Annotated in this window: 22 protein-coding genes; 6 read left to right on the forward strand and 16 right to left on the reverse strand. The window is 45.0% G+C overall.

The genetic code is table 11. From position 1 onward, the window contains the following. Nucleotides 1-163: 163 nt before the first annotated feature. A complete protein-coding gene (locus tag IQ234_RS01575) occupies nucleotides 164-637 on the forward strand; it encodes a DUF29 domain-containing protein (RefSeq protein ID WP_193955780.1) in 474 nt (157 codons plus the stop codon). A gap of 97 nt (nucleotides 638-734) precedes the next feature. On the opposite strand, the gene IQ234_RS01580 is transcribed toward IQ234_RS01575, so the two are convergent. Together IQ234_RS01580 and nblB are read right to left on the reverse strand one after the other, a co-directional pair. Further along, nucleotides 735-1,826 carry a tetratricopeptide repeat protein gene (locus IQ234_RS01580; protein ID WP_193955781.1) on the reverse strand — a complete coding sequence of 364 codons (1,092 nt, stop codon included), beginning with the start codon at nucleotides 1,824-1,826 and terminating at the stop codon, nucleotides 735-737. A gap of 73 nt (nucleotides 1,827-1,899) precedes the next feature. Then, nucleotides 1,900-2,565, reverse strand: a complete 666-nt coding sequence (gene nblB / locus IQ234_RS01585; protein ID WP_193955782.1) for a phycobilisome degradation protein NblB — start codon at nucleotides 2,563-2,565, stop codon at nucleotides 1,900-1,902. Nucleotides 2,566-2,609: 44 nt separating this feature from the next. Between nblB and IQ234_RS01590 the strand changes: the two genes are divergently transcribed. After that, on the forward strand, nucleotides 2,610-3,362 hold the full coding sequence (locus IQ234_RS01590) for a tetratricopeptide repeat protein (protein ID WP_193955783.1): 753 nt from the start codon (nucleotides 2,610-2,612) through the stop codon (nucleotides 3,360-3,362). Nucleotides 3,363-3,383: 21 nt separating this feature from the next. On the opposite strand, the gene IQ234_RS01595 is transcribed toward IQ234_RS01590, so the two are convergent. Further along, nucleotides 3,384-4,337: an ABC transporter ATP-binding protein gene (locus IQ234_RS01595; RefSeq protein WP_193955784.1), complete on the reverse strand. Its 954-nt coding sequence runs from the start codon at nucleotides 4,335-4,337 to the stop codon at nucleotides 3,384-3,386. A 402-nt stretch (nucleotides 4,338-4,739) separates the two neighbouring features. On the opposite strand from IQ234_RS01595, the gene IQ234_RS01600 reads away from it, so the two are divergent. Then, nucleotides 4,740-4,940 (forward strand): hypothetical protein, encoded by a 201-nt coding sequence (locus tag IQ234_RS01600; RefSeq protein WP_002735656.1) that lies wholly within the window; start codon nucleotides 4,740-4,742, stop codon nucleotides 4,938-4,940. A gap of 96 nt (nucleotides 4,941-5,036) precedes the next feature. On the opposite strand, the gene IQ234_RS01605 is transcribed toward IQ234_RS01600, so the two are convergent. Beyond that, complete coding sequence (locus tag IQ234_RS01605) at nucleotides 5,037-5,858, reverse strand: sulfotransferase (protein WP_193955785.1); 822 nt, start codon at nucleotides 5,856-5,858, stop codon at nucleotides 5,037-5,039. 90 nt (nucleotides 5,859-5,948) lie between these two features. On the opposite strand from IQ234_RS01605, the gene IQ234_RS01610 reads away from it, so the two are divergent. Both IQ234_RS01610 and IQ234_RS01615 read left to right on the forward strand, forming a co-directional pair. Then, the gene (locus tag IQ234_RS01610; RefSeq protein ID WP_193955786.1) at nucleotides 5,949-6,890 is read left to right on the forward strand and encodes a hypothetical protein; all 942 of its coding nucleotides are present in this window, start codon (nucleotides 5,949-5,951) and stop codon (nucleotides 6,888-6,890) included. Nucleotides 6,891-7,138: 248 nt separating this feature from the next. Then, nucleotides 7,139-7,915 (forward strand): DUF5131 family protein, encoded by a 777-nt coding sequence (locus tag IQ234_RS01615; RefSeq protein ID WP_069475081.1) that lies wholly within the window; start codon nucleotides 7,139-7,141, stop codon nucleotides 7,913-7,915. Here the strand turns inward: IQ234_RS01615 and IQ234_RS01620 are convergent. The 12 genes from IQ234_RS01620 to IQ234_RS01675 form a co-directional block, all read right to left on the reverse strand. Beyond that, nucleotides 7,905-8,090: a hypothetical protein gene (locus tag IQ234_RS01620; RefSeq protein ID WP_228008318.1), complete on the reverse strand. Its 186-nt coding sequence runs from the start codon at nucleotides 8,088-8,090 to the stop codon at nucleotides 7,905-7,907. The genes IQ234_RS01615 and IQ234_RS01620 overlap by 11 nt on opposite strands. Nucleotides 8,091-8,309: 219 nt before the next feature. Beyond that, nucleotides 8,310-8,543, reverse strand: coding sequence for a 50S ribosomal protein L31 (rpmE, locus tag IQ234_RS01625; protein ID WP_002801083.1), 234 nt, complete (start codon nucleotides 8,541-8,543; stop codon nucleotides 8,310-8,312). Between the two features lie 19 nt (nucleotides 8,544-8,562). Then, nucleotides 8,563-8,976: a 30S ribosomal protein S9 gene (rpsI, locus tag IQ234_RS01630; RefSeq protein ID WP_002737094.1), complete on the reverse strand. Its 414-nt coding sequence runs from the start codon at nucleotides 8,974-8,976 to the stop codon at nucleotides 8,563-8,565. Between the two features lie 4 nt (nucleotides 8,977-8,980). After that, nucleotides 8,981-9,436: a 50S ribosomal protein L13 gene (gene rplM, locus IQ234_RS01635; RefSeq protein WP_002735375.1), complete on the reverse strand. Its 456-nt coding sequence runs from the start codon at nucleotides 9,434-9,436 to the stop codon at nucleotides 8,981-8,983. Between the two features lie 133 nt (nucleotides 9,437-9,569). After that, a complete protein-coding gene (truA, locus tag IQ234_RS01640; protein ID WP_193955787.1) occupies nucleotides 9,570-10,400 on the reverse strand; it encodes a tRNA pseudouridine(38-40) synthase TruA in 831 nt (276 codons plus the stop codon). A 2-nt stretch (nucleotides 10,401-10,402) separates the two neighbouring features. Next, on the reverse strand, nucleotides 10,403-10,753 hold the full coding sequence (rplQ, locus tag IQ234_RS01645) for a 50S ribosomal protein L17 (RefSeq protein ID WP_002766099.1): 351 nt from the start codon (nucleotides 10,751-10,753) through the stop codon (nucleotides 10,403-10,405). 21 nt (nucleotides 10,754-10,774) lie between these two features. Next, entirely contained in the window at nucleotides 10,775-11,716 is a 942-nt protein-coding gene (locus tag IQ234_RS01650; RefSeq protein WP_193955788.1) for a DNA-directed RNA polymerase subunit alpha, read from the reverse strand. A gap of 193 nt (nucleotides 11,717-11,909) precedes the next feature. Next, nucleotides 11,910-12,302 carry a 30S ribosomal protein S11 gene (gene rpsK / locus IQ234_RS01655; RefSeq protein WP_002735413.1) on the reverse strand — a complete coding sequence of 131 codons (393 nt, stop codon included), beginning with the start codon at nucleotides 12,300-12,302 and terminating at the stop codon, nucleotides 11,910-11,912. A gap of 39 nt (nucleotides 12,303-12,341) precedes the next feature. Next, nucleotides 12,342-12,725 (reverse strand): 30S ribosomal protein S13, encoded by a 384-nt coding sequence (gene rpsM, locus IQ234_RS01660; RefSeq protein WP_002735415.1) that lies wholly within the window; start codon nucleotides 12,723-12,725, stop codon nucleotides 12,342-12,344. 93 nt (nucleotides 12,726-12,818) lie between these two features. Next, nucleotides 12,819-12,932 carry a 50S ribosomal protein L36 gene (rpmJ, locus tag IQ234_RS01665; RefSeq protein ID WP_012593611.1) on the reverse strand — a complete coding sequence of 38 codons (114 nt, stop codon included), beginning with the start codon at nucleotides 12,930-12,932 and terminating at the stop codon, nucleotides 12,819-12,821. 127 nt (nucleotides 12,933-13,059) lie between these two features. Beyond that, entirely contained in the window at nucleotides 13,060-13,290 is a 231-nt protein-coding gene (gene infA, locus IQ234_RS01670; RefSeq protein ID WP_002737109.1) for a translation initiation factor IF-1, read from the reverse strand. 291 nt (nucleotides 13,291-13,581) lie between these two features. Beyond that, nucleotides 13,582-13,848: a YciI family protein gene (locus tag IQ234_RS01675; protein WP_002736524.1), complete on the reverse strand. Its 267-nt coding sequence runs from the start codon at nucleotides 13,846-13,848 to the stop codon at nucleotides 13,582-13,584. Between the two features lie 160 nt (nucleotides 13,849-14,008). Here IQ234_RS01675 and IQ234_RS01680 point away from each other — a divergent pair, with 160 nt between their 5' ends. Beyond that, nucleotides 14,009-14,560, forward strand: a complete 552-nt coding sequence (locus tag IQ234_RS01680; protein WP_193955789.1) for a 2'-5' RNA ligase family protein — start codon at nucleotides 14,009-14,011, stop codon at nucleotides 14,558-14,560. The last annotated feature ends 370 nt before the right edge of the window (nucleotides 14,561-14,930 follow it).

A 14,930-nucleotide genomic window follows, 5' to 3' on the forward strand; every position in this document is an offset into this window, starting at 1 on the left:
TAACCGCTATGGGATAGAGAGGTGCGTAGTTCACCCAAGGAGAATCAATCTCTCGAAGTAAAAGTGAAGGGAATTTCTGAAATGGAATTCAGTCTGTCTATATTTGACTATACTTTTACTAACTATAGAATCCCGATTAATTTTCACCTGTGGCAGTTCCGTCATGACTAGAGCGACAGAAACAGCGACCCTAACATTATACGAAAAAGATTTTTATCTCTGGCTAAAAACCACCGCAGAACAATTAAAAAAAGGCCAGTTTGCCGAGGTGGATTTAGACAATTTAATTGAGGAGATTGAATCGATGGGGAGAAGTGAAAGACACGCGCTCAAAAGTCTTTTAACTCGTCTCCTAGAACATTTACTCAAATTAACTTACTGGCAATCGGAAAGAGACTGGAATGGCAATAACTGCAATGGAGAAATCAATAATTTTCGGGCAGAAATTCAAGATTTACTGGGGGATAGCCCTAGTTTAAAGCCCTATCTTCGGGAGATTTTTGAGCCATCCTACCATACAGCTTTAGAGGCCGTCCGGAAAAAAATGGGTTTATCCCCCGGCAGTTTACCTAGTCAGATAATTTTTAATCTCGAACAGGTGTTAGATAATCAATGGCTGCCAATCGATTGGGAATAAACTATTGACTATCTAAATCACTCCTTAAATCGCTAAACAGTCATCAGTGAACTGAAAACTCAAATCTGATAACTGATAACTGGTAACTGATCTGGTTTTACTCAACCAATTTCTTCAGCAGGGCATCCACTTCCTCCAGGCCGGATTGATTATTTTTCAGCACATAAACCGCTCGCGCTTGCTTAAAAGCTTCCTCCGCCTCTCTTTTTCGTCCCCGGCCCGCGTAGGCCCGACCGAGATTAAGATAGACATCGGCGTTATTGGGGGCGATTTTGGCCAAATCTTGATAGGCGATAATTGCTGCAAGATAATCTTTTCTGGCCAGATGGATACGACCGATTCCCGCTTGTGCTTCCAAAGATTGGGGTTGTAGGAAAACAGCCCGACGATAAAAGGGGAGAGCCTCGTCAAAACGCTCTTGTTTTTCAAGTAAAATCCCTATTTTTAGCTGAATTAAAAAATTTCCTGCACTTTGTCGCTCTATTTCTTTTAAAATTTGGGTTCCGCCATTTAAATCGCCCTGTTTGAGCAAAAGGCTGGCCAGTTGCAATCTTAATTCACTATTGTTAGGGAATCTTTGCAGGGATTTTTGGAGAAAATCGAGGGCTTCGCTGCTTTTATTCTGTTCGATCAAGGCTTTACCCATGATTTCGTGGGCTTGCTGATTATTGGGGTCGAGAGCTAAAACCCATTGGTAAACTTCGCCCGCTTTTGCATAGTTTTTTTGCCGTAATAATACCACCCCTAAACCGAGGTAGTGTTGGACGTTTTTCGGTTCTATTTGAATAGCGTAGTAGTAAGCGGTGGCTGCATTGTCATAATCGCCGATATTAGCCAAACTATAACCGAGAGCATGGAAAAAGTCGGGATTACTCGGATCGAGACTTAAGGCTTTTTGGTATGCTTGGGCGGCGGCGTTATAATCCCCTTGCCGCGTTTGTAAAAAGCCGATCCCGGAGAAAATTCTGGCATTATTGCCATCAAGGGCGGCGGCCCGCTCGTAAACGGCTATAGCTTCCCCATAATTGCCATTTTTGACCAATTGCCGCGCTTGACGCAGTAGTTCGTTAACCTGTGAATCCTTGCTCACGATTGCCCCGGCTGGACTATCAGCGATCGCAATTGAGGGGGAGAAACAGCCCCCCGCGAGAAGACCGACGAGCAAGATTAAACGGGTAAATTGTTTCATCGCTTTACCTTTGTTAACGATTCTTAATTAAAGTTTATTGTAAATGGTATTGACAAAAATCAACTATTCTGAATCACCCTTGTACGAGATTATTGCGGGCCTCTTGGGCGACTTGGGCACTTTTGTCGCCGGTTAACTGGGTCAAAACAGCGATCGCATCTTGCCCCCCTAAGCGGCCTAAAGCTTGAGCGAGACGATAGCGCAGTTGCCAGTCATCATCATTAGCCAAGGGAATGAGTAAAGAGACGGCGCGAGGGTCGCCTAGTTCCCCAAAAGCGCTAACGGCGGCCGTTTTTACCAATTCATTATCGGAGTTTAGGGCGATTTCCAGCAGTTCAAAGCCCCGGGGTTCCCCCAATTCGCCCAAGGCCGCCACAATGCTAAATTGAATTAACCAGTCGCTGGATTGTTGATAGACAGCCACCAGATCATCGTAGGCTGCCGTTAATTTTAACCCCCCGATCGCATCGGCCGCGGCCGCTTTCACGTCGGCTTCGGGATCATTTAACAAACGATCGCGTAGAATAGTTAAGGCCAGATCGAGATTCTGACGACCGAGGATATCTAGCTGACTTACCGCCGAATAACGCACCCTAGCGTTACTATCGTTAATCAAAGGCTGTAACATCTCGAAGGCGATTTCTGGGGCTAAATAACGCAGTTGGTTAACTCCCGATAAGCGATCGCCATAATCATCGGAATCGAGCAGCCGTTGCACGGATTCGGGGGAATAATTCATAATTTGATGACACCCTTAACAATTGGACTGGTATTAATTGTCCCATGAATAGTTATCGACTCCTGACTATCTTGATCATCTTTAGTTCCCCGGTTTTTTGGGGCTGTAGTCCCCCCTCTCCTATTAAAAAAGAACCGACGGCTAAGATAATCATTTCTCCTTCTCCCACTCCGATTATTTCCCCATCAGACATTAAGGCCGCTAATCGTTATCGTCAATTGGGGTTACAGTATCGTCAACAGGGAGATTTTATCAAAAGTATTGAAGCTTTAAAAAAATCGGTACAGTTAAACCCCAATCATCTAGACGGGAGAGTAATTTTAGGTTGGACACAACACCTCGCTAAACAACCTTTAGCGGCACAAACAACCCTAGAGGAAACGATTAAAATTGCTCCCGATCATGTGGCTGCTTATAATGCTTTGGGTATTGTTTATCTTGTCGGTGGTCATCTTGAAAAAGCCGTAGTAACTCATACTAAAGCCGCTAATTTAAAACCCGATAATGAAATCGCCTACTATAATTTATCCCTCGCCTATCATCGCCTAAAAGATTTTGATTCAGCTATTAATAAAGCTAAAAAAGCAGTTAAATTAGAGCCAAATAATCCCCATCCTCTTGTGGCTTTGGCAATGATTTATTTAGATCAAGGTGATAGTAAAAAAGCGCAGGATACCTATAGAAAGGCTAGGAATTTAGACGGTCGTTATCGAGAAAAATGGTTTCTGGCACACCTGAAGGAAGCGGGTTTTAGTCAGGAGCAAATTCAATTAGTCGAAAAGTTACTATCCAGTTAGATTGAAAGTTATTATTTCCCCTTAAGATGCCTGTCGATGTCCCAGTTTTAGGAAAATAGTTTCTAAATCTTCGCGGCAAGTATAAAACTCGCTTAAGGTCAGGCCAGAAACGACTAAAGATTTCAACAATTCGGCACTATCTTCTAGGGTTCCCGTAAATTTAACTCGGAGAGTATTAGTATTAATAATTCTTTGCCAACTTTCCACAAAAACACATTGTTTAAGAGCGGTTTCTAAGGCTTCTAAATTGCCTAGGGTCGTGATCTGCAAGTATTGACCAGCTAGACGTTGATTTAATTCTTGTAAAGAGGTACTTTCCACTAGATAACCTAATTCCATGATGCCCACAGAACTGCAAAGTTCGGCTAAATCACTAAGGACATGGGAGGAAATTAAAATAGTCATACCTGCCGATTGTAAGACTTTAATAATCTCACGAAATTGTAGGCGAGCGATCGGGTCTAATCCAGAAACTGGTTCATCGAGAAGTAAAATTAAAGGTTCATGGATAATGGTTCGGGCTAAACTTAAACGTTGTTTCATTCCCCGGGATAAAGTAGCGATCAAATTATGGCTTTTATTGGTTAATTGTACAAGTTCTAGAACCTCATAAATGCGGCGATGACGTTGGGAGCGAGGGATATGATAAAGACGGGCAAAATAATCCAGATAATTCCAGACATTTAGGTCATCGTAGAGAGGAAAATTATCGGGTAGATAACCTAAATTTCTTTTGAGACGGGGATTACTCTCATCTCTTAAAAGACGTTCTCCGTGCAGATATATTTCTCCGGTTGTCGGTTCTTCCGCTGCCGCTAACATTCTAATTAAAGTGGTTTTTCCCGCTCCATTTGGACCGATTAACCCGTAAACTTCCCCCGCTTCAATCTGTAAATCCACTTGATTAACAGCCCCATGGCGGTCAAATTGTTTAGTTAAACCAACGGTGGCAATGGCTAATTCGGGTGGGTTCATAAAGTTTTTTAGTTAGGTTCTGAGGGTGACTCGCTAACCACGAATATAGGGTTTATCTCCCATGACTTCCGCTGGTTGTTGTTAAATTGTTTAAGTCTTAATATCTTCTCAATTTTTTGATAATTGACCACTGTTACATTTGGTAAATCGAGGAGTTGATCAAAATTTATCCCCATAACCTACCTCCTATTCTGTATTAATATTATAACATTCTCACACAGAACCTAGAAGAGCTGCCTCATCTTCTGAGAATTCATAATTGATCGGTAAATACCTTGTATAAGAAGATTCCAGGCGAAAAAAAGCCAAAAAGTAGCGGACTGTATAGCGCGGCACTACATCTCAGAAAAAACCTCCTACAATGGAGACAAGAATGATCAGAGATCAATGGGGGTGAACGTCATGTTAGTGATTTTAACCGACGAACACATTCTCGATACGGGTTCTGTGTGTCAGGGCTGTCTTTTAGCCAACCAGCAGGGGCAGCCCCGGTGGCGAGAGGGTAAACTAGGCTGTGGTCACTCCTTGGGCAAAGGAGGAAGCCAACAGCCCAATCTCTACGAGTGTCAGATGGGCTTTACAATTGCTAATATTGAAGGCTAATCGGACTTGCCAAAGGATTAACCTAGAGTTGAATTAGGGGGATTTTCTTTGGACTCCGAGGAGAGAATCAAGGCTATTGCTCATCCCCAATTCAGCTTAGATACAATGACAATAATGGCTAAGGGTTTCGTAGCATTGATCGTAGGCTTTTTGAGCTTGGGTTAAAACATCGTCGGAAATTTCTATATCTAATTTTCTGGCTTGTTTAATAATTTTACCCGCTTTGATATTCTCGGAGGAATCGCCTATCCCACGAGTGCCAGTAGTGTTTAAAACTCGATATTCTTCCGAAAATCCCGTTTTAGTATCGAGATGACTCTGTAAACTATTAAAGACCAATTGACTTTGGTTTAATACTTGATCGTGGGTGATAAACAAACTCTTTTCTTTGCTGTTAATTAAGCGAGCATAACTTTCTAAGGTGGCTAAACGACCAGTATAATAACCCAGGGCGTGCTGCTCATTTTGATGGGGTTTAATATCTAGAATACTAGCTAAAGTACGCTTCGGTTCTCGTAGTAAAAATATGGTCTTAACCGCATCAGATTGTAAAAAACTATGATCCAAAAACTTCTGATCGTGAAGAACTTTATCTAAAATATATTTATGATTCATGTTTAAATCTTTCAAACGCCAGTAGAGTTTAAACATTAAAGCTTTAAAATCCTGTTCCCTCTCATAAACCAGATGAGTTTCGCCAAAACCGATAATTTCAGGATTAGAATTGAGGATATGGGTCAATAAAGACGAACCCGATCGCATATGGCTAAGAATAAATAAAACCTGATAGGGTTGGGGACGAAAGAGGATTTTATAGGGGTCTTTGGGTGTATCAATGCGGATCTGAAAATACTTATAAGTTAAACGATGGGTTAAACCCTGCCAAGATTGGGGTAAGCGATCGAGGGCTATAGTCATAGGTTAATCAGGAATTGTGTCAACTTGTCGCTAAGATTCCCCTATAATGTATCCCATTTAAGACCCAAACAAAAGTGAGGTTTATACAAAATGGGATTGCCAAGTTGTTCGCTCTGGTTTTTTACGGCGCGAACCGATGTCTGGTTTATGATGAACACTATTCCCCATTTAGTCAAAATGAGTCAGTTTCCCTTCGAGGAAAAGGTACTCGCTATTGACACGGCCCCTTTAAGCGGGGAAAAGGTTAATCGCCCCGGACTGGGTACAATGGAGGAATTAAGAGCCTGTGGTGAAAAATTAGTTAAAGATGGCATAATCGATCGCCTAGTGGATTTTAACTACGATCCCAGCTATCGTCAGCGCATCTATCAAAAGCATTTTGGCAGTCCCCTCCGTTCCACCCATAACTACAAAGGTTATCCGATTTTTGGCTCGATCTTCAAAATCGAGTCATGTCGCAGCGACTATATGGTTCATTATGACAGTGACATGATGCTCTACCAAGAACCGGATTACAGTTGGATCCGCGAAGGGATCGAGTTAATGGAAACCCATCCAGAAATGATGTTTGTGCGTCCTTTGTCCGGTCCACCGCGGCCTGATGGTACGATTTATTCTCAGCATCCTTGCACAAAAAATCCCGATGGATTCTATCAATTTAAATTTTTTGGCAGCCGTGCCTATCTACTTAATTGTCGTCGCTACGATCGCCTGTTACCGATGACCCCCCTCTGGCGCTCTTATAAAAATACCTTTCTCGATCACTTACCCGATGGTTTAAAAGCTTGGGGCAATATTTTGACCGGCAAAGGAAAACTCGACTCTTGGGAAATTATGGTTTCTCGCTCCCTAGAACAAAGCAACTATTATCGCGCCACTCTCACCAATGCCAAGGGTTGGACTCTGCACCCCAACGAGCGCTCTGCCGCTTTTAGGCAAGCTTGGCCGACTATTATCGAAAAAATCGAAGCGGGTATTTACCCACCGCCCCAAGCTGGTTATTATGACCTGATTCCGGAATTATGGTACTAAGAGAGCCTTAGTTCTCTAGATTTGAGGTGAGGCGATCATTGCTTAGATTTCATAGCACCGGCTGTAAGCGCCTGTTGTTTTCGTTAAACGATGTAATATCTCGTTTACACCGCAACTCATTGACGATTGCGTAATGTAGAAAGTGAGTGCGGCGACAATTGTACTTGTCAAACAATGATATAGTACAAGTAAATTGCTAATTATCGGCAGGTAGCGTCTGTCATAGATATAGATTGTGGAGTTAAAATATGTCTAGTATAAACACTGGTATTGAGTGGACTGATAAAACGTGGAATCCAACAACCGGGTGCGATAAAATTAGCACCGGCTGTCTGCATTGTTATGCCGAAGCTATTACACAGCGTTTTCCCAAAAACTTTCCCAATGGATTCAGCTTAACTTTGCATCCAGAAAGATTGGAAGAACCCTTACGTTGGCGCACTCCCAGTCGAGTTTTTGTCAACTCAATGAGTGACCTTTTTCATGATGATGTGCCTCTCGACTTTATCAGACAAGTTTTCTCAGTTATTCATTTAACACCTTGGCATATATATCAGATTTTAACAAAGCGACAAAGCCGTTTAGGTGATTTAGCGTCTAAATTAGATTTTCCAGAAAACATTTGGCTAGGTGTATCTGTCGAGAATCAAAACCACATAGATCGGATTGAATATCTTCGGACAGTTCCTGTTTCAGTGCGTTTCATTTCATGTGAGCCACTTTTAGGACCCCTAGAACTTAATTTAACTGGCATTGATTGGGTTATTGTCGGCGGAGAATCCGGGCAAAAACATCGCCAGATGAAACTTGACTGGGCAAGGGATATCCGCAATCAATGTCAAAATTCAGGGGTAGCATTTTTTTTTAAACAAGTTGGGGGAAGGACACCGAAAGCAGGGGGTAGATTACTTGATGATAAAATCTGGGACGAGATGCCTAATGCCTGGAATCAGCATATCCAAACATGGGGAAGTGTCCCACTTAAATCAGCGAGGCGTTCAGAAAAATTAGAGCTTATTGCTTAACTGGAAATGTAACCTTTAAATCATCCGCAAACGTTCCTTTTCGCCGTTTTTTGTCCTCGGGTGAATGTACTGTGATTTTTCCTTGAGATTCAAGATTGCTAAGGGCAGTTTTGTAATTCTTTTTAATGTACGGTTTTCCCACATGATGCTGGTCGTAAATCTCTGCCATCGTCATAGTTTTACCTGAAAAATTGTCCAACAACTGTGTCTCTGTGGTTCCCTCCACTCCCTCGCCAGCAATACTGTATCTTAAAATACATTTTACCCACCAAACCTAAGAGAGCCTGTATCCTAAGATACCAAATGGATTCTATAATAACTCTACTAGCCTCAAGATAGCAAAAAACCCGGCGGGAAAATCTCCCCACCGGGTCAAAAAGGCAAAAGTAAAGAATTATTTCTGCTCGGCCTTTTTACTTGACTTATCACCCATTTTGTACTTACGCAAGAAGCGATCGACCCGGCCTTCCGTATCGATCATCTTCTGGGTTCCCGTATAAAAAGGATGATTACCCGACCAAACCTCCACATGAATTTCTGGTTTTGTCGAACCCACCGTCATCACCAGTTCACCATTACAGATCACCTTCGCTTCCGGATACCAAGTAGGATGAATTTTTTTCGGCATAATAAACCTCTCTATTAACCTAACGTTTCGAGTATTGAGGCGCTTTACGCGCTTTGTGAAGACCGTATTTTTTCCGTTCCTTCGCCCGGGGATCCCGAGTCAGATAACCTTCACTCTTGAGGGGAGGACGATTTTCCGGCGCTAATTGACATAAAGCTCTAGCGACACCTAATTTCACCGCGTCCGCTTGACCGGTCAAACCACCGCCCTCGGCCTTAACGATGATATCATACTCGTTTTCCAGTCCCAAAGTCTCCAGAGGAGCCTTAATCGTCTGGATATAGGTGGGAATGCGGTTAAAATGGGTTTCTCCATCGCGACCGTTAACGGTAATTGCCCCCGTCCCCGGCACCAGACGCACGGAAGCGACCGCCGATTTGCGTCGTCCCGTTCCCCAATAAACTACCTTATTTTTACTGTCCGTGGCTTGCATTGACTTAATTTCCTCCTGCGGGAATCGTATTAATTGCTAAAACTTCCGGTTGTTGTGCCTGATGGGGATGTTCCGCACCAGCATAAACTTTCAGTTTCGTGAACAATTTCCGACCTAAGCTATTTTTCGGAAGCATTCCCTTAACAGCGTGTTCGATAATCCGTTCGGGAATGCGTTTTTGCAGTTTATCGAAGCTTTCTACCTTCATACCACCCGGTCTGCCGGAGTCGCGGCGATAAACTTTCTGTTGGCGTTTTTTGCCCGTCACCGTCACTTTTTCGGCGTTAATAACAATGACAAAATCCCCCGTATCCAGATGGGGGGTGAAGGTGGCTTTATTTTTGCCCCGTAGAATCATAGCGATTTCGGTGGCCAGACGACCTAGACGCTGATCGGCCGCATCAATGACGTACCATTTCTGCTCTAGAGTCTCTAAATTTGGTAGAGGTGTTTTGTTCATGGTGAGTTTGCCTTGGTTTACAAAAATTAATTTTTTTTATTGCCCACCTGGGTGTTGGGGGGTTAGGGTTTTAGGGTTTTAGAGTTTTAGTTGAAATTCCCCCATTTCCCTATCTCCCTATTCCCCCATGTCCCTATTCCCCTATCCCCTCTGCTCGGAAATAATAAAGAGGCTGAGTCTCGCACCAGACGCTATCGGCAAAGGGAAAATCGGCGTAACCCACCCGCAGTAAACATAGTCCTTTAGCTGGTGCGGCGTATTTGACCAATTCTCGGCGCTGATTGACCCAGATGTCGGTAAAGTTTTCTAGCGATCGCTCACCAGTTCCCACCTCCACCAACATTCCCACCAATAGCCGCACCATCCCGTACAAAAAGCCATTGGCTTGAATTTCTATCTGTACAAATGGCCCTTGACGGTAGCATTCCACCCCCTGTACTTCTACCCAAGAATGGTCACGACTAGAGTTGGCACGGTGAAAGGCTGCCAGATGGTGCTTACCCAATAAGGGAGCCAGGGCCCTGGCCATCAAATCGGCATCGAGGGGACGATGGTAGTAGTGCCAACTAAAGGGGCTAACAAAGAGATTGGGGATGGGGTCGGTATAGAGGGTGTAACGATAACGTCGCCAGAGGGCCGAGAAACGGGCGTGCCAGCGATCGGGAACCTGAGCCGAAGCCCGAATGACAATATCATCATCTAGCCGAGCATTGAGAACCTTGGCCCAATGGGCAGGTGGGATCGGACTCTGCTGCTGGAAATGGGCAACTTGGGCGGCGGCGTGAACACCGCTATCGGTACGTCCGGCCCCGTGCAGAGTGACGGTATGACCGAGAATATCGGCCAGAGCCTTCTCGATTTCCTCCTGCACGCTCCTGTGATGGGGTTGCCGTTGCCAGCCGTGGAAATTAGTTCCCACATACTGGATAACTAGGGCGATCCGCGACTGGGGGCAAGCTGTCATCGTTACATCAGTTCGATAATCGCCATGGGGGCATTATCCCCGCGACGGCGCAGGGTACGCACGACCCTGGTATAACCGCCGTTACGGTTACCATAACGGGCCTGGGCGCCTTCAAAGAGGGCGTGAACCAGTTGTTTGTCGTAGATGTAGCCCATAGCTTGGCGACGGGCGCTCAGGGAACCGTCTTTAGCTAGGGTGATAATGTGGTCTACCTCTGCTCGCACCGCTTTCGCTTTCGCTAGGGTGGTGGTGATCTGACCATGGCGAATTAGCTGGGTGGCCAAGCTGCGCAGCAGTGCCTTTCTTTGGTCAGCCGGCAGACCCAATTGAGGCACTTTACACCGATGTCTCATGGTATTTTCCTGGAATTGGGTTTACTTGCTTTTTTCTTGGGGTAGGGTGATGCCTAACCGTTTTTGTAGGGCTTCAATGACTTCTTCAGCCGATTTCTGCCCAAAGTTTTTGATTTCTAAGAGATCTTCTTGGCTGTAATCGAGGAGGTCGGCTACGGTGTTGATCTGCGCTCGCTTCAGGCAATTGTAGGCGCGCACGGATAATTGTAGTTCCTCGATCGGAATTTGGTTTTCTTGGTTGATCTCTTGGTCGTCAAAGTTACCGGAGGATTCGAGGGCGTTGAGATCCTTGAGCGGGTTAAAGAGATTAACCAGCATATCGGCCGCTTGGGAAAGGGCTTCTTTTGGGTTAATGCTCCCGTTTGTCCAAATTTCTAAGAGCAGACGATCTCTAGCTTGACCGCCTTCGGAACGGATATCTTCGACGCTGTAGTTGACTTTGGTTACGGGCATAAAAATCGAGTCGATTTGCAGAAAGTCCAGCGAAGTGGCTTCTTCTTTACTGCGATCAATCGCCCGGTAGCCTTTGCCTTTTTCCACGCGAAATTCCATCTCTAGCTTGGCCCCTTCGGCTAGGGTGGCGACGTACTGATTGCGATCAACTATCTCGATTTCTGAGGGCAAATCGAATTGTGCCGCCACTACTGTCGCCGGTCCAGTTGCCACTAAACGCCCGATCTGGGTTTGATTGGTGTAGCTTTTGAGGGTGATTTCTTTCATGTTGAGCATGAGTTCCATCACGTCCTCGCGTACCCCCTCGACGGTGGCAAATTCGTGATTGACTCCCGCGATCCGCAGGGCCGTCACGGCCGCTCCTTCCAGATTGGAAATGAGAATCCGTCTCAGGGCATTACCTACGGTTGTACCCTGGCCTCTTTCTAGAGGCTCTAGTACAAATTTACTGTACTGACTCTGATTCTTGTAAGTTTTTGCTTCTACACACTCGATTTGAAATTGCGCCACCGATTGACCTCCCTTGTTCAGTTTTCAGTTATCAGTTATCAGTTATCAGTTTTCTCTAGCTTTCAGCGTTTAGCGTTCGGCGTTCGGCTTTTTGAGCAGATGGTCTTTGACGACCCGATTCTGCTGCTGATGCGCTCAAAGCTAACGGCTGCTGGCCTCAAGATCCCTGTCACCTGAAAAAGCTGTTCACTGTTTACACTCTCCGGCGTTTGGGAGGACGACAACCATTGTGGGGGATGGGAGTCACGTCCCGGATCAGGGTGATTTCTAATCCTGCTCCTTGCAGGGCCCGGATTGCGGTTTCCCGTCCTGCCCCGGGGCCACTAACCATCACTTCTAGTTGACGCATTCCCTGTTCGATCGCTCGGCGGGCGGCGTTATCGGCGGCGGTTTGGGCGGCGAAGGGGGTTCCTTTTTTGGCTCCTTTAAAACCACTCGATCCCGCCGATGCCCAAGAGATCACATCGCCTTTGGTATCGGCGATCGTGACAATGGTATTGTTGAAGGTCGATTGAATGTGAGCGACTCCGGTAGGAATATTTTTCTTCTGTTTTTTCGGTCCGGTTTTTTTGGTTGGTCGCGCCATAGTTTTTCTTGATTGGGGGATATCGCAATGAATAAAAAATTATTTCTTGGAGGGGGCTTTTTTCTTCCCTGCCACTGTCACCCGACGACCGCGACGGGTCCGCGCATTGGTTCGCGTCCGTTGCCCGCGCACGGGTAATCCCAGCCGATGCCGACGACCTCGATAGGTGCCGATATCGGCGAGGCGTTTGATGTTCATCGCCTCCCAGCGTCTCAAATCCCCCTCGATTTGATAATTTGTCTCGATATAAGTCCGTAGCGCCGCCACGTCTTCATCGCTGAGATCCTTGACCCGAGTGTCAGGGTTAACACCCGTCGCGGATAAGACTTCTTGGGAACGCGATAGACCCACTCCGTAGAGGTAGGTCAGGGCGATTTCCACACGCTTATCGCGAGGTAGGTCTACACCAGCTATCCTTGCCACGCTTTTTCTTTCTCCCTATGAACGATTTTTTTTCCAAAAACGACTACAATTAACGGTAACGATTCTCTGCCCCAAGACAGTGACTTTGGTGGATTAACCTTGTCTCTGTTTGTGTTTGGGGTTAGAACAAATTACCATGACTCGACCGCGCCGACGGATGACGCGGCACTTCTCGCACATTTTTTTGACAGACGCTCTAACTTTCATGCCTAATTATTCTGGCAACACTGCAAGCTTATTATTATATCAGATTTCTTTTACCCGTGTCACCTATTTTTTTAAAATAAATTTGGCTGCTTATTAGGCTTTTTGGCTTCTCTGCCCCTCTTTATCGCTATTTTTTCTGATTTTTCAGGCGATAGGTAATTCTTCCTTTGGTTAGGTCGTAGGGGGTGAGTTCCACTTTGACTCGATCGCCGGGGAGGATTTTGATATAATTACGGCGGATTTTGCCGGATATATGAGCTAAGACATTGAAACCGTTATCTAAATCCACCCTAAACATGGCGTTAGGCAAAGATTCGGTGACGGTTCCTTCCATTTCGATGAGATCTTGTTTAGACAAAGTTAATTCCTCAATTTCACTGGGGACAATTTAATGATCGGCAGCAGCAACCTTGCTGTCACCACAGTTCCCCCAGTATAGCTTATCAGTGATCAGTTATCAGATGCGAGTTTTCAGTTCACAGCAAAAAAGCTCCCCATCTTCCCTCTCCCATCTCCTGACTCCACTCCCCACTCCCATCTCCCTACTCCTCGGCAGTATTAAGGGGTAATATTTAGATAATAAACATTTTAACATTGCTGTCTTTTCACTGATTACTGATTACTGATTACTGTTCCCTGAAAAGCTGGATTATTCTACGACAATTCGCCATTCATGGAGTTCGTATTCCACACAACCATTCTCGATTAAAGGATCGCGAACTATAATTGCTTGGGCTTCCTCAAGAGAATCGGCTTTAAATAATAACATTCCGCCGCCCCTTTCTGCCCAATAACCGGTTTTTGCTGCTCGTCCTTGGCTAATTAAATCACGCACATAGTCCTTATGGGCGCTGACATAGCGATCAAAGGTAGTTTTATCAACAATGCCTTTTTCTATCTTGACAAACCAGGGCATAAATTCTCAGGAGGCTAGGACTGATTAACAATCATATAATTATACCGATTAATCTTGACCGTCGAAGGTGCAATGTAACAGAGCTATACAATTAGCTAGAGTTGTTGAAGACTGCTAGAATCGAGGTGACAGCTTCATTTCTGTAGCTTTGCTTGCTTCCATGAATCAACCCCAGGGATCTCTATTTTTTATCGCGCTTTTGCCGCCGCCAGAAGTACAGGAAATTGCCACAAAAATCAAGTTAGAGTTTGCAGAAATTTACAATAGTCGCGCTGCCCTGAAATCGCCTCCCCACGTCACTCTCCAACCCCCTTTTCGGTGGAATTTAGAAGAATTACGGGATTTAGAAGGATGTTTAGAGGAATTTGCCCGCTTGCACTCTCCTATTCCCCTGATTCTCCAGAATTTTGCCGCTTTTAAACCGCGAGTCATTTATATTAATGTCCAGAAAACCCCAGAATTATTAACCCTGCAAAAACGGCTTTTACAGCAGCTAGAATCTTCCTTAAATATCATCGATAATACCTCAAAAAGCCGAGCTTTTGCGCCCCATTTAACCGTTGGCTTCCGAGATTTAACTAAAGATAATTTCTGGAAAGCTTGGTCAAAATATGCTAATCAAGAGCTATTTTTTGAGGTGATAATTGATGAAATTACCCTCCTAATTCATAACGGTAGGTGCTGGGAAATTTATCGGCAATTTTCTCTATAATCCGGACCCTTGCAGGTTTCTGCGGCTGCATATCATTTTTGTAAATCTACTAAGTTGGGATTTTAAGGGGAAACTCTCTACTAAAATAGGGCGTTACTTTCGATTTTATCACTCAATCCAAGCTTTTGGGGGGTTCTACCCCCCAAACCCCCCGTTGGGGGCGTGGCGCGGTCACTGAGCCTGTCGAAGTGCCGCCCCCAAGCCCCCCGCGCATTAGTTTTTCGGTGGGATGCTTACAGACGGCTGCTGATATATCTGTAATAATCTAAAAGTCACCGATAATTGCTGGTTGTCGGTATTGCTGCAAGTGCGAGATACACCCGATTTCTACAGAGGAAGGGGTTGTAGTGGTAAAATAGGAGAGAGCAGT

Source organism: Microcystis aeruginosa LEGE 91341, assembly GCF_015206885.1.
In the GTDB taxonomy this organism is placed as follows: domain Bacteria; phylum Cyanobacteriota; class Cyanobacteriia; order Cyanobacteriales; family Microcystaceae; genus Microcystis; species Microcystis aeruginosa_H.

Bases quoted from the DNA above. Each gene is read 5' to 3' on its own strand.
- IQ234_RS01590 (WP_193955783.1), top strand. From the start codon at position 2,610: ATGAATAGTTATCGACTCCTGACTATCTTGATCATCTTTAGTTCCCCG.
- rpmJ (WP_012593611.1), bottom strand. From the start codon at position 12,932: ATGAAAGTTAGAGCGTCTGTCAAAAAAATGTGCGAGAAGTGCCGCGTC.
- IQ234_RS01600 (WP_002735656.1), top strand. From the start codon at position 4,740: ATGTTAGTGATTTTAACCGACGAACACATTCTCGATACGGGTTCTGTG.
- rpsK (WP_002735413.1), bottom strand. From the start codon at position 12,302: ATGGCGCGACCAACCAAAAAAACCGGACCGAAAAAACAGAAGAAAAAT.
- IQ234_RS01605 (WP_193955785.1), bottom strand. From the start codon at position 5,858: ATGACTATAGCCCTCGATCGCTTACCCCAATCTTGGCAGGGTTTAACC.
- rpsI (WP_002737094.1), bottom strand. From the start codon at position 8,976: ATGCAAGCCACGGACAGTAAAAATAAGGTAGTTTATTGGGGAACGGGA.
- rplQ (WP_002766099.1), bottom strand. From the start codon at position 10,753: ATGAGACATCGGTGTAAAGTGCCTCAATTGGGTCTGCCGGCTGACCAA.
- nblB (WP_193955782.1), bottom strand. From the start codon at position 2,565: ATGAATTATTCCCCCGAATCCGTGCAACGGCTGCTCGATTCCGATGAT.
- IQ234_RS01620 (WP_228008318.1), bottom strand. From the start codon at position 8,090: ATGACGATGGCAGAGATTTACGACCAGCATCATGTGGGAAAACCGTAC.
- rplM (WP_002735375.1), bottom strand. From the start codon at position 9,436: ATGAACAAAACACCTCTACCAAATTTAGAGACTCTAGAGCAGAAATGG.
- IQ234_RS01580 (WP_193955781.1), bottom strand. From the start codon at position 1,826: ATGAAACAATTTACCCGTTTAATCTTGCTCGTCGGTCTTCTCGCGGGG.
- IQ234_RS01615 (WP_069475081.1), top strand. From the start codon at position 7,139: ATGTCTAGTATAAACACTGGTATTGAGTGGACTGATAAAACGTGGAAT.
- IQ234_RS01575 (WP_193955780.1), top strand. From the start codon at position 164: ATGACTAGAGCGACAGAAACAGCGACCCTAACATTATACGAAAAAGAT.
- IQ234_RS01595 (WP_193955784.1), bottom strand. From the start codon at position 4,337: ATGAACCCACCCGAATTAGCCATTGCCACCGTTGGTTTAACTAAACAA.
- IQ234_RS01680 (WP_193955789.1), top strand. From the start codon at position 14,009: ATGAATCAACCCCAGGGATCTCTATTTTTTATCGCGCTTTTGCCGCCG.
- IQ234_RS01675 (WP_002736524.1), bottom strand. From the start codon at position 13,848: ATGCCCTGGTTTGTCAAGATAGAAAAAGGCATTGTTGATAAAACTACC.
- IQ234_RS01610 (WP_193955786.1), top strand. From the start codon at position 5,949: ATGGGATTGCCAAGTTGTTCGCTCTGGTTTTTTACGGCGCGAACCGAT.
- truA (WP_193955787.1), bottom strand. From the start codon at position 10,400: ATGACAGCTTGCCCCCAGTCGCGGATCGCCCTAGTTATCCAGTATGTG.
- rpmE (WP_002801083.1), bottom strand. From the start codon at position 8,543: ATGCCGAAAAAAATTCATCCTACTTGGTATCCGGAAGCGAAGGTGATC.